The sequence below is a fragment of the Deinococcus soli (ex Cha et al. 2016) genome (assembly GCF_001007995.1).
In the GTDB taxonomy this organism is placed as follows: Bacteria; Deinococcota; Deinococci; order Deinococcales; family Deinococcaceae; genus Deinococcus; species Deinococcus soli.
In genome coordinates this window covers 2,638,843-2,652,475 of sequence record NZ_CP011389.1, presented here as the reverse complement: position 1 = coordinate 2,652,475, position 13,633 = coordinate 2,638,843, and the positions used below count along the sequence as shown (strand labels likewise).

The window sequence follows — 13,633 nt, the reverse complement described above, 5'->3', positions numbered from 1 at the left end:
TTGCCCGTCACTGGTCGGCGCAGTCCCCGGCCGCGAACGGCTGCGTGAGGTCCATGCGGCCCAGCGCCTCGACGTTCTGCCCGCTGACCAGGAACGTCACGTCCTGCCCCTTCTGCTCGATCAGGGTGCGGGTCAGGGTGCACAGCAGCATCCGCTCACCGCTGGGACCGTAGCGGAGCTTGGTGTACGCGTCGGGTAGGTCCACGTAGTAGTGCGCGCCGCGCAGATACACCTTCGGGGCGGGTGTGCCGGTGGGTACGACACCCAGGAAGCTCTTGTCGTACGGGCCGCGCGCCCAGACGTCCACGGCGGCCTGCGCGACCGAACGGGTGTTCGTGCGCGACACCTGCACCGTGCGGGTCTCGGCCTTGAGGGTCTGCACCTGCGGGTCGGTGAAGTACACCTTGACCTTCAGGGTCTGCCGTTCGGTCAGGTCCAGTTTGGGCGGCTCGGGGGTGGGCGGCGTGCGCTGCACGGCCTGTAGGGCCAGCACGGACGCGGCGAGCAGCGCGGCAGCCACCACGTTGAACGGTGAGAACAGCTTGCGGGGCACGCTCACTGGGTGCCTCCGGGCGCGCTGAGATTCGCGTTGTTGTTCGCGCGGGCCGTCAGGTACGTGGCGACCGAGCGGGCCACCGCGACCGACAGGATCTTCTGCCGGGCGGCGCTGCCCAGCGTGGCGAGGTCCTGCGCGTTGTTCGCCCAGCCGAGTTCCAGCAGCAGCGCCGCCTGCGGGGCCTCCCCGAGGCTCTGCACGCGGCTGATGCTCTGCTGCCCGGCGGTGACGCCGCCGCCCTTGAGCTCTCCGCGCAGCAGTTCACCCAGGCGGCGGGTGCTGCCCGCCCCGGCCACGACCAGGGTGCTGTAGGGGGCGCTGCTGCCGCCGCGCAGGGCGTTGATCAGCTGACTGCTGGCCCGACCCGTCTGCTCGTACACGGTGACGCCGCTGCGGCGCGCGCCGGGCAGGCGGCCCAGGTCCAGCGCGAGGTACACGTCGCTCTGGCGGGCCAGCGTCAGGACCTCCTCGCGGTTCAGTCCGGCGCCGCTGTCCCGCGTGACGCGCACCTGCCAGCCCTTCTCGGTCAGGAGCTGCGCGGCCTGCCGGGCGACTTCCAGCGTGACGTCGCTGCTCACGCCGGGCACCACGGCGGGATCCAGAACGATCAGCGGAGAGTTGATGCGCGACAGGACCTCCGGGGCGCTGCTGGCCACGCCGGGTCCGGCGTCCACGACGACACGCACGCCGCTGCCCCGCACGACCTTGAACACCCGGTACCCGCTGCTGGCCGGCAGGGGCAGCGTGACGGTCAGGTCGCTGCCGCTGCGCGCGACCTCCGCGCTGGGCACGAACGCTCCGCGGGTGGTGTAGCGCCGCGCGTCGCCCTGGATGCCTTTCAACGTCAGGACGACCCGGTCGCCGCGCTGCTCGTCGGTGACCGGCACGTCCCGGCTGAGGTCCAGCACGACGCGGTCCGTGTCGCGCCCGGCGCGGCTGCTGACGCTGACCAGTTTCGGCGCGGTCAGCGTGAACCGGCCCTGCTCGTACTGGGCGCCCAGGCCGCTGGCCAGGGTGTCCAGTGGCAGGTACAGGTTGCCGTTCACCAGCGTCGCGGTGCGCCCCTGCACGCGCCGCGTGTCGAGTTGCACGGTGTTGAACGCCGTGGTGGCCCGCTGCTGGTCCTCGTCCAGGGGGAGCAGCAGGGTGTGGCCCAGGCCGGTCACGCGGACCACACCGCTGTCCTGCGTGATGCTCAGCAGGCCGCTGAGGTTGCTCTGGCTGGCGTACTCCGCGCCGTACAGCTGGATGCTCTGCACGTCCCGCCCCGCCAGATTCAGGCGGGAGAAGGCAATCTGCGCGCCCGCCAGTCCGATCAGGAGCAGGCTGGCGGCGGCGGCGCTCAGGGCGGTGCGGCGGCCGGGCAGGCCGAACTTCAGGCGCGTCACAGTTCGCGCAGCTCCCGGCGCACGGTCTTCTCGGCCTCGGCGCGGCGCTTGTCGTGCAGTTTCTTACCGCGCGCCAGCGCGATTTCCACCTTGAAGAACTTCCCCTTCTGGTACAGGCGGGTCGGGACCAGCGTCAGGCCTTTCTGTTCCAGGCCGCGCCTGACCTTGCCGATCTCCTCGCGGTGCAGGAGCAGGCGGCGGGTGCGGCGGGGCTCGTGGTTGTTGTACGTCGCTTCCTTGTAGGTCGGGATGTACAGGCCTTCCAGGTCGATGTTGCCCCCGTTCAGACGGGCGAAGGCGTCGCGGAAGTCCACGCCGCCCGCGCGGATGCTCTTGACTTCACTGCCCGTCAGGCTGATCCCCGCCTCGAAGCGCTCCAGCAGTTCGTACTCGTAGTGAGCGCGGCGGTTCGTGTACACCCGCGCATTCTAGCAGCAGGAGGAAAAAGCGTTGATGGTCAACAGGTGATGGGTGATGGACGGGACGCTGCCCCCCTCCATCACCCATCGACCATCCGCCGGTTACTTTTTCGGGGGGCGGCTGGGGCGGACTTCCACGCGGCTGGGCAGGGTGCGCTCCGGCATGTGCAGGAGGTCCACGGTGAGCTGCGCGAGGTCCTCGGGCTGGATCTTCCAGGCGTCCTTGTCCTGATCGGGCGTGTGGCCGCCGAAGTGCGTGGCGACGCTGCCGGGCATGATCTGCGTGACCTTGATGCCCCGGTCGCGCAGGTCGAGGTTCAGGACCTCGCTGAGGCCGTTCAGGCCGAACTTGCTGGCGTTGTACGCGCCGCCGCCCGGCAGGGGGTTCTTCCCGGCGAGGCTGGACAGCGTGAAGATGTACCCGCCGCGCGCGGACAGGGCGGGAATGGCGGCCTTGACGGTGTAGAACGCGCCGCTGAGGTTCGTGTCGATCACGTCCTGCCACTGCTCGATGCTCAGGTCCGCGACGTTCCCGAAGTGGCCGACGCCGGCGTTCACGAACAGCACGTCCAGCCCGCCGAAGGCCGCCACGTGCGCGTCCACGGCGGCCTGCACGGCGCGGGGGTCCTTCACGTCGCAGGCGACGCCGCGCGCGTCCGCGCCCAGCCCGGCGGCGACCTGCGCGATCTCGTCCGCGTTGCGGCTGGTGATGGTCACGGCGTACCCGTCCGCGATCAGGGCCTGCGCGACGGCGTGTCCGATGCCCTTGCTGGCTCCGGTGATGAAGGCGCTCTTCTGGGTGGTCTGCGTCATGGGCGGCACCCTAACACGCGCCCGCCAACGCGCAGTGTGAAAAGCAAAGCAGTGTGAACGCGGCCTTCAGGTCCTGATCATGCGAACACCGCCGCCCTCCCCAGGTGTCGGGAGGGCGGCGGCGCATGCCGGTGCCCGCGGCTCAGCGGGGCAGGCGCGTGGCGAGCTGGTCGTACATGTAGTTCACGAATTCCGCGCGGTAGCGCAGCAGCACGCTGATCCCGAAGCTCTCGCTCACGCTGTACTTCTGGCCCTGCGGCATCTGCAACTCCAGGCGGGCGCCCAGCTTGTTCCACGGCACCAGCGCGTTGGGCGCGACGAACACCGGGCGCACCTGAATGGCATTCGCGGTGGGCGCAGCCGCGATGGTCGCCTGCGGGTAACGGCGTTTCAGGGCGCCGCCGCTGTCGCGTTTCATGGCCTCCAGGATGCTGCGGCGCTGGTCGGCGTTCACCAGGTTCTGGTTGCCCTCAATGACGGGATCGAGGATCACGTACGTGGCGGTGGCGAGCTGCTGGGCGCTCGGGGCGGGCGCCTGGGCGGAGGCGAGGCCCAGGGCCAGCAGCGGGGTGGCCAGGGCGGCGCGGGTCAGGGTGCGGGGGGTGGTCATGCGTGTCAGTGCATCACACCTTTCCTGACGGGGCGTGAAGTGCCCGTGAGGGTCGCCGCGGGTCAGGGCGGCCCTGGCGCTCACGCGCGCTCTAGAGTGGGGGGCATGCAGGAACTTCTGTCCATCATGCGGCGCCTGCGCGCGCCCGGCGGCTGCCCCTGGGACCGGGAGCAGACGCACGAGTCCCTGCGTCCCTACCTGCTGGAGGAAGCGGCCGAGGCGGCCGACGCCGTGAGCAGCCCCGACCCGGCCGACCTGCCCGACGAGCTGGGCGACGTGCTGCTGCAGGTGGCGTTTCACAGCGTGATCGCCGAGGAGGCCGGGACCTTCGGGTACGCGGACGTGGAGCGGGCCATCGTGGAGAAACTCGTGCGGCGCCACCCTCACGTGTTCGCAGGGGCGGACGTGAGCGGCAGTGAGGAGGTCGTGACGAACTGGCAGGCCATCAAGGCCGCCGAGCGCGGCGGACGCGTGCGGCGCCCCGAGCAGCGCGTTCCCGCGGCGCTGGGCGCCCTGGCGCGCGAGGCGAAGGCGCAGAAGCTCGCCGGGCGAGAGAAGGGGGCGCCCGAGGCGGCGCGGGGAGCGCTGCTGGCCGCCGCGCAGGCCGCACCAGCCTCGGCCGACGGGGTCGCGGACGTCCTGGAGGCCGTGGTGGCCTGGGCGCGCGCGGCGGGCGTGGACGCCGAACTGGCCCTGCGCGAACGGACCCTGAGCAGCCTGCGGGCCCTGCCGGACGACGCCGGGCTGACCTCATGACCGACCCGCTGGACGCAGTGACCGCCGACCCGTGGGCGACGTGGCTGGGGGAGCGGGAGCGCCGCACGCTGCACCTGCCGGACTACCGCCGCGCGGCAGTGCTCGTGGGCCTCACGCGCGAGGTGGACGCGCGGGTGCTGCTCACGGTGCGGTCGGCGGACCTGCCCACCCACAAAGGCCAGATCAGCTTTCCCGGCGGCAGCCTGGAGCGCGGCGAGACCCCCGTGGAGGCCGCGCTGCGCGAGGCGCAGGAGGAGGTCGGGCTGGACCCGGCGCAGGTGACGGTCCTGGGTGAACTGGACGACGTGTTCACCCCCATCGGCTTTCACGTGACGCCGGTCCTGGCCCGCATTCCCGCGCAGCCCACCCTGACGCTGTCGGGCGAGGTCGCGCAGCTGCTCCTGCCGGGCCTGGCCGACCTGCGCGCCGCGCCCATGATCCGGGAGGTCCGGACCCTGCCCGACGGGATGCGGGTGCCGCTCTACCGCTACCCGTGGCAGGGACATGACATCTGGGGTATGACGGCGCGGGTGCTGCACGACCTGCTGCGCGACGGCCCGCTGAATGACGGTCCAGCCTGATACGGACTCCGATTGAATGGCCTGCAAAGCCGTTCTATCCGAGCGGATGCGAGTAGGAGAGAAGCGGGTTGCGAACTCCACGTCCGCAACCCGGTGTTTTTCCGGGTGGTGAACGAGACAAACGAAATCCGTATAAGGGGCGCAGCGGCAAAACCCCCACCCGCGTGGGGTGGGGGCGCAACCTGAGCCTGGAATCAGCGGCTGGGGTTGATGGTGATCTGGCCGTTCTTCGTGATGTTGTAGTTGCTCACGAAGGTGCGGTACCCGGGGGCGATCATCACGATCTCGTGCGTGCCGCCGCTCAGCTGCAGGTCCAGGCCGCCGTTGCGGACGGTCCCGGCTTCCTGGCCGTCCACGAAGATGCGGGCGCCACTGACGCTGCTGCGCACGGACACGGTGAAGGCATTGTTCACGGGGGCCGGGGTGACGGCCTGCGCGAACTCGACGTTCACGTTGGTGGTGCTGCCGCCGCGGATGGCGACGGTGGTGGTGAAGTCACGGTACCCGGGCGCCTGGACGCGGATGGGGTAGCTGCCGGCCTTCAGGTTGCTGTATGTGACGTTCGCGCCGCCCAGTCGCTGACCGTTCAGGATCACGGTGGCGTTGTTCACGTTCGTGCCGACGAACAGGCTGCCGGTGCTGATGGGCGTGCGGCCCGCCACGGTGTAGAAGGCGGTGTCACTGACCCAGCTGTTCTGGGGCAGGGGGTTGACGACGATGCTCAGTGCCTGGGCCAGACCGGCCTGGTTCTTGGCGTTCACGGTGGCGAACTGGTCCTGGGTGGTCTTGAAGGAGCTGATCTGATCGAGGTTCAGCGGGGTGAGGCTGGCCAGGGCCAGCACCTTGTTCTGCCCGATAGGGCCGGCGACCGTGAAGTTGAACTTGTCCTCGGGGGCGGGGAACACCTTGGTGGTGTTGGCCTTGACGAGGTTGCTGTCGCTCAGGCGGTTGGGAAGGATCTGATCGACGCTGCCGTCGGGGTTCACGTTGAACAGGTAGACGTACGCGTCGCGGTTGACGGTGGCGCTGATGCTGATCTTATCGCCCACGCGGTAGGCGGGGTTCTGGTTGCCCGTCGTGTCCTTGTCCACGCGCACGCTGACGTTCAGGTCAGGCTGGGTGGGGTTCACGATGATGCTCTGGGCGCTGATTTTGGGGGCAGCGGCGGCGGTGCTCAGGAGCATCGCGGCCGGAATAAGAAGAAGCTTTTTCATGTGGTACCTCCGAACCAGAGCCTACGGGGCAGCACATGACGCGCCGTGAGTGCAGGCAGCAACAAACTTAATGGTGCTTCAGCCCACGGTCAGCTTGAGATCGGCAGGCGGACGTGGTGTGGGTGGGGTTCCGTGGTCGCGGCGCGTCGAATGACCTCACATCAAAATGAAGCTTTCTTAATGTACGATCAGGCCATCATCAATTCTGGAGGTCCCACCATGGCCGCATTCCTGCGTCGTCTGTTCAGCCGCCGAATCTCTTCCCCCATCCACACGCGCCAGACCGCGCCCATCACCGAACTGGACCTCCTGCGCGCCCTGGGCTGCGACGAGTAACCCGCACCACGCCCTCAGTCCTGGACCTCTGTGCAGGACGATCTCCTCTCGGCCCCGGGCGTGGGCATGCTCTAGCCTGAACGCATGCCCATGTCCCCTGCCGCTCCCGACGCGCCCAGCCCGGACGTCCTGATCGTCGTCGCCACGCGCGGCGAGGCCGCGCACCTGCGGGACCTCGCCGCGCGGGTGATCGTCAGCGGGGTCGGGCCGGTCGCGGCGGCCCTGGCCACCGCCCACGCCCTGACGGCCGCTCCAGCCAGGCTGGTGATCAGCGCCGGGATCGGCGGCGCGTACCCCGGCGGCGGCCTGCACCCCGGCGACCTCGCCGTGTCCAGCGTGATGATCCAGGCGGACCTGGGGGCCTGGGACGGCGCCGCCTTCCTGCCGCTGGACGACCTGGGCCTGTCGGTCCTGCCGGACGGTCCGCACGGCGCGGTCTTTCCCGCCTGGACAGGGGCCGGGGGGGTCGCCGAGCGCGCCGGCGCCGCGCTCGGCCCGGCCCTGACGCTGGGCGGCGTGACCGGCAGCGCGGCGCAGGCGCAGGCGCTGGAACGCCGGTACCCCGGCGCGCTGTGCGAGGGCATGGAAGGCGCCGGCATCGCCCACGCCGCCCTGCTCGCCGGGGTCCCGGCGCTGGAAGTGCGCGGCATCAGCAACCCCGTCGGCCCCCGCGACCGCTGCGCGTGGCGCATTCCCGAGGCCCTCGCCGCAACCCGCCGGGGCGTGCAGGCCGCGCTGGCAGTGATGGGTGATGGGTGATGGGTGATGGGTGATGGGTGATGGGTGATGGGTGATGGGTGATGGGTGATGGTCAACAGCGTCCGCGCGCCGGACCCGCCCGTGTCAAGCCATCCCACTCCCCACTGCCCCTCACAGCAGGCGGCCGTCGTCGGGGAAGTCCAGCGGGTCGGGGGTCTGCACGGGCACGCCGTGGGCGTTCAGGGCTTCGCGCAGCTGCGGGATGTTCTTCAGCGCGTGGCCCCTGGTGGTGTTCTCGAAGAACACGTACAGCTCGCTGAGGTCGTCGGCGACGAGCGCGATCTTCTGCGCCCACTCGTCCATCTCCGCGCGGGAGTAGAGGTAGTCGTGGCGTTCGGCGGCACTCTGGCCGTCCCACCAGTTCGCGGCGTTGCGGCCGTGCAGGCGCAGGTAGCCGACGTCCGCCGTGACATGCAGCTGAGGTTCGGGCAGGCCCCCGGCGGGCGGGTAGTCGGGGCTGACCCAGATCACGCCGCGCTGCGCCATGCCCTCGCGGACCTCGGGGCGGTCCCAGTCCTCATGGCGGATCTCGACGGCCAGTTCGTGCCCGGCGAAGCGTTCGGTGAGCATCTGCAGGTACCGGCGGTTGGCGGGCGTGCGGTGAAACGAGTACGGGAACTGCGCCAGGTACGGCCCCAGTACACCCGCCTCGCGCAGCGGCCCCGGGCTCTGGAGCATGCGGTCGAAGTCGTCGTCGGTCGGGGCGCGGTCGTGCGTGAACACCCGGTGGAGTTTCACGGTGAACCGGACCCGGCCGGCGCTGCGCCGCAGCATGCCCTCGAAGGCCTTCAGGCCGGGAATGCCGTAGAACGAGGCGTTCAGTTCGGCAGCGTCGAAGTGCCGGGCGTAGGTGCCCAGGTAGTCGTCCTTGCGCACGCCGTCGTAGAGGAGGCCCGGAGCCGCCCAGTCGTCGTTGCTGTAGCCGCCGCAGCCGATATACACGCGCATGCCTGAGAGGGTAGCGTCCGGCGCGCGGGGTGGTCCTTGGCGCAATCTTCAGCTCGCGCGGCGCGGTTCAGTTGGTGCGCGGTGGGCGGTTCAGGGAGGTCCAGAAGGCCTGGATGGTGCGCAGCGCCTCGCGGAACTGCGTGAAATCCAGGGGCTTGACGACGTAGGCGCTCGCGCCGTGCGCGTAGGATTCGCGGATGTCGCGGTTCTCACCGCTGGTGGTGAGCATCACGACCGGGATGCCGTCCAGGCCGCGTTCGGCGCGGATGGCGTCCAGGATGGCGATGCCGTCCATGTGGGGCATCTTGAGGTCCAGCAGGATCAGGTCGGGCAGGCGGTCCTCGTCGCGGGCGCGGCGCAGGGTGGCCATGGCCTCGGGGCCGCTGCTGGCCACGCTGACCGCGCCCCCGGTCGCGACCTCGTCCAGCGCGGTCAGGGCGAGTTCCACGTCGTTGGGGTTGTCGTCGATCAGCAGGATTCTGCGGGTGTTCACGGGGCCTCCCGGTGCGCGTGAGGTCGCCTGAGTCAGCCGGGGAGCACGGCGCGTCCCGGTGACCCGCAGTGTAGCAAAGTCCATGAGTCTTTCCTTAACTTGATTTAACGTTGTGGGGTCAGGGGCGCGCTGGGCAGGCCCACACTGCCCCGCGCAGGCAGCGCGTAGACTGCGCCCCATGTTGAGCAAGCGCATCATTCCCTGCCTGGACGTCCAGAACGGCCGGGTGGTGAAAAACGTCCGGTTCTTCGAGAACCACCGCGACGCCGGGGACCCGCTGGTGCTCGCGCAGGCGTACGAGGCCCAGCAGGCCGACGAACTGGTCTTCTACGACATCACCGCCACCCATGAGGGCCGCAGCCTGATGCTGGACGTCGCCGCGCGCGTGGCCGAACAGGTCATGATGCCCCTGACCGTCGGCGGCGGCGTGAACCATCTTTCGGACTTCCGGCAGCTGCTGCTGGCCGGCGCGGACAAGATCAGCGTGAACAGCGGCGCCCTGACCCGCCCGGAGCTGATCCGCGAGGCCAGCGACCACTACGGCGCGCAGTGCGTGATGCTCAGCATCGACGCCAAACGGCGCGAAGGCGGCGGCTGGAACGTGTTCCGCGCGGGCGGCCGGGTCGATACGGGCCTGGACCTGATCGAGTGGGCCACCCGCGGGCAGGCGCTCGGCGCGGGCGAGATCTGCCTGAACGTCATGGACGCCGACGGCACCAAAGGCGGCTTCGCGCTGGACGCCACCCGCGCCGTGGCGCGCGCCGTGGACCTGCCCGTCATCGCGTCCGGCGGCGCCGGGAAACTGCAGGACTTCCGCGACGTCCTGCTCGGCGGCGATCAGGGCGGGAACGCCGACGCCGCGCTGGCCGCGAGCGTCTTCCACTTCGGCGAATTGACCGTCCCGCAGGTCAAGGCGTACCTGAAAGCCGAGGGTCTGCCCGTCCGGCACGACTGGCACGACACGTCCCGCGCCTGAACCCCACCCCGGTCTTCCTTCTCACTCCTGGCCTCCGGAGGGGGCCTGACATGACATCCCCCACCCCCCTGTCCCTGGACTCCCTGAAGTTCGATCCTCAGACCGGCCTGATCCCGGTCGTCACGCAGGACGCCCGCAGCGGCGCCGTCCTTATGCAGGCCTGGGCCGACCGCGCCGCCGTTGCCCGCACCCTCGACACCCGCGAGGCCACCTACTGGTCCCGCTCCCGCGCCCAGCAGTGGGTCAAAGGCGCCACCAGCGGCCACACCCAGCAGGTCGTGGACGTGCAGGCCGACTGCGACGGCGACAGCCTGCTGTACCGCGTTCATCAGACCGGCCCGGCCTGCCACACCGGCGCGTACTCCTGCTACCACCAGCCCCTCCTGACCACCGGCGCGCCGCCCGCCGGACTGGACGGCACGCTGGACCGCGTGTACGCCACCATCACCGAACGGCTCGCCACCCTGCCCGAGAACAGCTATGTGGCCCGCCTGCACGCCGGGGGCCTGGACCGCGTCCTGAAGAAGATCAGTGAGGAGAGCGGCGAGGTCCTGCTGGCCGCGAAGAACGCCGACCGCGCCGAACTCGCCACCGAGGTCGCCGACCTACTATTCCACACCCTGTTCGCCATGGCCGAGGTGGGCGTCAGCCCCGCCGACGTCGCCGCCGTCCTCGCGGAGCGCGAGGGCCGCACCGGACTCAAGGGCCCGAAAGAAGTGGGATGAGGGGTGTGGGTTGTGGGGTTGAGCCTTTCCCACAACCCACGTCCCACACCCCTCCTCAGAACAGCATGGGCTGGCGCGCTTCCTCCTGCACCTGGGGGAGCGCGTCGACTTTCACGTACTCCAGTCCGGCGGCCTGCGCGACCTTCAGGGCGGGCACGGTGATGTCCGGCGCGGCGAGAATGCCGCGGACTGGGGCCGATACCTGGGTGCGGACGGCGTCCACGTAACGCCCGAGCTGGTGCACGGCGTCGTGCCCGGCCTTGCCGCGTTTGAGTTCCACGACCACGTAGCGGCCCTGCGCGTCGCGGGCGTACAGGTCGATGCCGCCCACCCCGACGAGCAGTTCGCGGTCCAGGACCGTCAGGCCCTCCTCGATCAGGTGCGGCGCGTGGGCGAGGGCCTGCTGCATCTGCGCCTCGCTGCCCTGCAGCAGGAACAGGGCCTCGTCGGCGAGGTTCAGCGCGGTGACCTGCACGCAACCGATGACGCGCACCCGCACGACCTCGGCGGGGCTGCGCCGCTCGGCGTGCAGGACCACGCAGCCGCCGTCCAGTTCGGCCGAGAGGTGATCGGTGCGCGGCTGCCAGTTCACGGGTTTCACGCCCCTGGGCCCGTGGACCTGCAGGGACCCGTCGGGTTTCACGAGCAGCAGGCGGTCCCCGGCCTCGGCCATGCTGGTGGCCCGCCCGGCGTACAGCACCTCGACCTCTCCGGCCAGGTGCAGGGTCACGCGGGCGTGCAGGTGGGCGCGCAGGAACGCCAGCAGGGCTTCGGGGGCAGGGTGGTTCAGGGACTCGATCAGCATGGGCAGGGGCGCTCGGGGAGCGCCGCGCAGGATACCGCCTGCGCCCCCGGAACGGCCCGACGCGGCGGATCAGGACCGTGAAGGAAGCGTGAACGTGCCGTGTGATCCGACTGGCGGCCCGCCGCATACAGCTGATCAGCATCCGTGATCCTCTCCCCCGCCAGTCACGGCGCGCCCGCCCGCCACAACCGCCCCAGTCCCGCATGCGCCCCATGCACGTGCCCAGTCCCCGGAGGTTCCCCATGAAACACGCCGCCCTGCTGCTCCTGTCCGCCCTGACCCTCGCGTCCTGCTCGATGCCCCGCACGCCCGCCGCGCCCGCCGGACAGGTCACGTACGGCCTGAACGGCGCCACGCTGTACACCTTCGGGCTGGACAACCCGGACGCCAGCCGCCGGAGCGTGACCATCACCGGGCTGAGCAGCGGTGACACCCTGGTGGACCTGGACGTCCGCAACACCGACGGCATGCTGTACGGCTTCGCCAGCAGCGGCCGCGTGTACATGATCAACGCCGACACCGGCACCGCGACGGCGGACGCGAGCGTCACCGGCACGACACTGGTCGCGGCGGACTTCAACCCCCAGGCAAACCGCCTGCGGGTCATCGGGGCGAACGACGCGAACTTCCGCCTCACCCTGAACGCCGCCCCTATCCCTGGCACATCTACCGCAGGCGCACAGACCAACGACGGAATGTTCAGCTACGCAGCGGGTGACGCGAATGTCGGCAAGAACCCCGAGCTTGTGGCCGCCGCGTACACGAATTCGTTCAATGACAGCGCCACGAAGGCGTACAGCGCCGCGACACCCACCACGCTGTACACCCTTGACGCCGGAACGGACAGCCTCGTGAAGCACGTGAACAACACGACCACCATGCCCGCACTGCCCGCAGGCAACTTCAGTGACCTGACCACCGTGGGGGCGCTGGGTGTGGATGTCATGGTCGGGAAGACCGGGTTCGATATCGCCGGGGCAGGCACGGCCGTCCTGAGTCGCGCCGGGGCCAGCAGCACCGACCTGTACACCGTGGACCTGACCAGCGGCAAGGCGATGATGAAAGGCAGCGTGAAGGTCACGCTGAGCAGCGTGGCCCTGAAACTCCAGGCGCCCTGAACGGCGCCAACTGATCGGGGAGGTCGGGCGCCCATGCTGGCCCGACCTCCCCGGCCTGTCGGGCTGTGCAGCGGTCGACCGTCCCGTTCCCAGGCCTCGGGTGCGGCCCTCCTTGCACGGAGGGGCATGCCACTCACCGTTCGCCTCTGTCCGGCTGAACTGGGGTCGCCCGCCGCTCACCCGGCAGTCGGATGCGAATGTGTGAATTCCGTCATGCGAAAAGGCGCACACTGGACCGGACGCCGGGCCGTATGGGTCCGCGCGGGCGTTGTCCGGGGGTGACAGGCATGCAGGTGGTGCAACTCAGCGATCCGCACATCGATTACCGGTTCCCCCAGAAGGCGGCGGCGTTCGCGCGGGCCGTGGCGCACGTGAACACCATGCCTGCCCTGCCGGACGCCGTGATCCTCACCGGGGACTGCGCCGAGCACGCCCGGCCCGACGAGTACGCGCTGTTCCGCGAGCTGCTGGGCGCGCTGCGCGTCCCGGCGTTCCTGGTGCCCGGCAACCACGACGACCGCGCCGCGCTGCTGGACCTGTACCCGCCCCCGGTGGGCCACCTGCCGGGCTTCATGCAGTACGTGGTAGAGGACTTCCCGCTGCGCCTGATCGGCCTGGACACCCACCGGCCCGGGCACGGGGGCGGGCAGCTGGACCAGGGGCAGCTGGACTGGCTGGAGGCGCGGCTGCGCGAGGCGCCCGAGTGGCCCACGCTGCTGTTCATGCACCACCCGCCCGTGAAGACCGGGCTGGACGTCATGGACGGCATGGACCTGCGCGGGCGCGAGGCGCTGTGCGACCTGCTGCTGGAGCACCCGCAGGTGCTGCGCGTGGCGGCCGGGCACCTGCACATGAGCCTCACGGCGGGATTCGCCCACACGACCGTCATGACCTGCCCCGGCACGGACACCACGCTGCACCCGGACCTGCACCGGCCCGCGCAGCTGGTCGTGCAGCGGCAGCCGCCCATGTGCCTGCTGCATCACTGGACGCCGGGAACGGGCCTGAACTCGTTCACGCAGGTGATCGCGCCCGCCCCGTGGCACCCGCTGTTCGACGGGGAACGCTGGCACGACTTCGACCGGCCGAACGGCACGCCCGCGGCCCACTGACGACCGGGGGGCGCGGCGGCCTTC

The 13,633-nt window shown here is 70.4% G+C and carries 16 protein-coding genes; 7 read left to right on the top strand and 9 right to left on the bottom strand.

From position 1 onward, the window contains the following. Positions 1 to 7: 7 nt before the first annotated feature. From SY84_RS12920 to SY84_RS12900, 5 genes are all read right to left on the bottom strand, one after another. Positions 8 to 559 carry a GerMN domain-containing protein gene (locus SY84_RS12920; protein WP_046844348.1) on the bottom strand — a complete coding sequence of 184 codons (552 nt, stop codon included), beginning with the start codon at positions 557 to 559 and terminating at the stop codon, positions 8 to 10. Continuing rightward, a complete protein-coding gene (locus tag SY84_RS12915; RefSeq protein WP_328512057.1) occupies positions 556 to 1,944 on the bottom strand; it encodes an N-acetylmuramoyl-L-alanine amidase in 1,389 nt (462 codons plus the stop codon). Before SY84_RS12915 ends, SY84_RS12920 begins: the two co-directional genes overlap by 4 nt. Beyond that, complete coding sequence (gene smpB / locus SY84_RS12910) at positions 1,941 to 2,363, bottom strand: SsrA-binding protein SmpB (protein ID WP_046844347.1); 423 nt, start codon at positions 2,361 to 2,363, stop codon at positions 1,941 to 1,943. The genes SY84_RS12915 and smpB overlap by 4 nt, the downstream gene beginning before the upstream one ends. Before the next feature lie 102 nt (positions 2,364 to 2,465). Further along, the gene (locus tag SY84_RS12905) at positions 2,466 to 3,176 is read right to left on the bottom strand and encodes an SDR family oxidoreductase (RefSeq protein ID WP_046844346.1); all 711 of its coding nucleotides are present in this window, start codon (positions 3,174 to 3,176) and stop codon (positions 2,466 to 2,468) included. Positions 3,177 to 3,318: 142 nt separating this feature from the next. Continuing rightward, a complete protein-coding gene (locus tag SY84_RS12900) occupies positions 3,319 to 3,786 on the bottom strand; it encodes a hypothetical protein (protein ID WP_046844345.1) in 468 nt (155 codons plus the stop codon). 105 nt (positions 3,787 to 3,891) lie between these two features. Between SY84_RS12900 and SY84_RS12895 the strand changes: the two genes are divergently transcribed. Then, positions 3,892 to 4,542, top strand: coding sequence for a MazG family protein (locus tag SY84_RS12895; protein ID WP_046844344.1), 651 nt, complete (start codon positions 3,892 to 3,894; stop codon positions 4,540 to 4,542). Further along, positions 4,539 to 5,123: an NUDIX hydrolase gene (locus SY84_RS12890; protein ID WP_046844343.1), complete on the top strand. Its 585-nt coding sequence runs from the start codon at positions 4,539 to 4,541 to the stop codon at positions 5,121 to 5,123. Before SY84_RS12895 ends, SY84_RS12890 begins: the two co-directional genes overlap by 4 nt. 194 nt (positions 5,124 to 5,317) lie before the next feature. On the opposite strand, the gene SY84_RS12885 is transcribed toward SY84_RS12890, so the two are convergent. Continuing rightward, positions 5,318 to 6,337 carry a DUF4384 domain-containing protein gene (locus tag SY84_RS12885; RefSeq protein WP_046844342.1) on the bottom strand — a complete coding sequence of 340 codons (1,020 nt, stop codon included), beginning with the start codon at positions 6,335 to 6,337 and terminating at the stop codon, positions 5,318 to 5,320. Positions 6,338 to 6,757: 420 nt separating this feature from the next. On the opposite strand from SY84_RS12885, the gene mqnB reads away from it, so the two are divergent. Further along, positions 6,758 to 7,432 (top strand): futalosine hydrolase, encoded by a 675-nt coding sequence (gene mqnB / locus SY84_RS12880; RefSeq protein WP_245621342.1) that lies wholly within the window; start codon positions 6,758 to 6,760, stop codon positions 7,430 to 7,432. 111 nt (positions 7,433 to 7,543) lie between these two features. On the opposite strand, the gene SY84_RS12875 is transcribed toward mqnB, so the two are convergent. Together SY84_RS12875 and SY84_RS12870 are read right to left on the bottom strand one after the other, a co-directional pair. Beyond that, positions 7,544 to 8,380: a DUF72 domain-containing protein gene (locus tag SY84_RS12875; protein WP_046844341.1), complete on the bottom strand. Its 837-nt coding sequence runs from the start codon at positions 8,378 to 8,380 to the stop codon at positions 7,544 to 7,546. Positions 8,381 to 8,447: 67 nt separating this feature from the next. Beyond that, positions 8,448 to 8,873: a response regulator gene (locus SY84_RS12870; protein WP_046844340.1), complete on the bottom strand. Its 426-nt coding sequence runs from the start codon at positions 8,871 to 8,873 to the stop codon at positions 8,448 to 8,450. A 178-nt stretch (positions 8,874 to 9,051) separates the two neighbouring features. On the opposite strand from SY84_RS12870, the gene hisF reads away from it, so the two are divergent. Then, positions 9,052 to 9,849: an imidazole glycerol phosphate synthase subunit HisF gene (gene hisF / locus SY84_RS12865; protein WP_046844339.1), complete on the top strand. Its 798-nt coding sequence runs from the start codon at positions 9,052 to 9,054 to the stop codon at positions 9,847 to 9,849. A 50-nt stretch (positions 9,850 to 9,899) separates the two neighbouring features. Continuing rightward, positions 9,900 to 10,574, top strand: coding sequence for a bifunctional phosphoribosyl-AMP cyclohydrolase/phosphoribosyl-ATP diphosphatase HisIE (gene hisIE / locus SY84_RS12860; protein WP_046844338.1), 675 nt, complete (start codon positions 9,900 to 9,902; stop codon positions 10,572 to 10,574). 55 nt (positions 10,575 to 10,629) lie between these two features. Here hisIE and nucS read toward each other — a convergent pair whose 3' ends face one another. Then, positions 10,630 to 11,379 carry an endonuclease NucS gene (nucS, locus tag SY84_RS12855; protein WP_046844337.1) on the bottom strand — a complete coding sequence of 250 codons (750 nt, stop codon included), beginning with the start codon at positions 11,377 to 11,379 and terminating at the stop codon, positions 10,630 to 10,632. A 242-nt stretch (positions 11,380 to 11,621) separates the two neighbouring features. On the opposite strand from nucS, the gene SY84_RS12850 reads away from it, so the two are divergent. Both SY84_RS12850 and SY84_RS12845 read left to right on the top strand, forming a co-directional pair. After that, positions 11,622 to 12,497: a DUF4394 domain-containing protein gene (locus SY84_RS12850; RefSeq protein WP_046844336.1), complete on the top strand. Its 876-nt coding sequence runs from the start codon at positions 11,622 to 11,624 to the stop codon at positions 12,495 to 12,497. A 287-nt stretch (positions 12,498 to 12,784) separates the two neighbouring features. Next, positions 12,785 to 13,609, top strand: a complete 825-nt coding sequence (locus tag SY84_RS12845; protein WP_046844335.1) for a phosphodiesterase — start codon at positions 12,785 to 12,787, stop codon at positions 13,607 to 13,609. Positions 13,610 to 13,633: the final 24 nt, after the last annotated feature.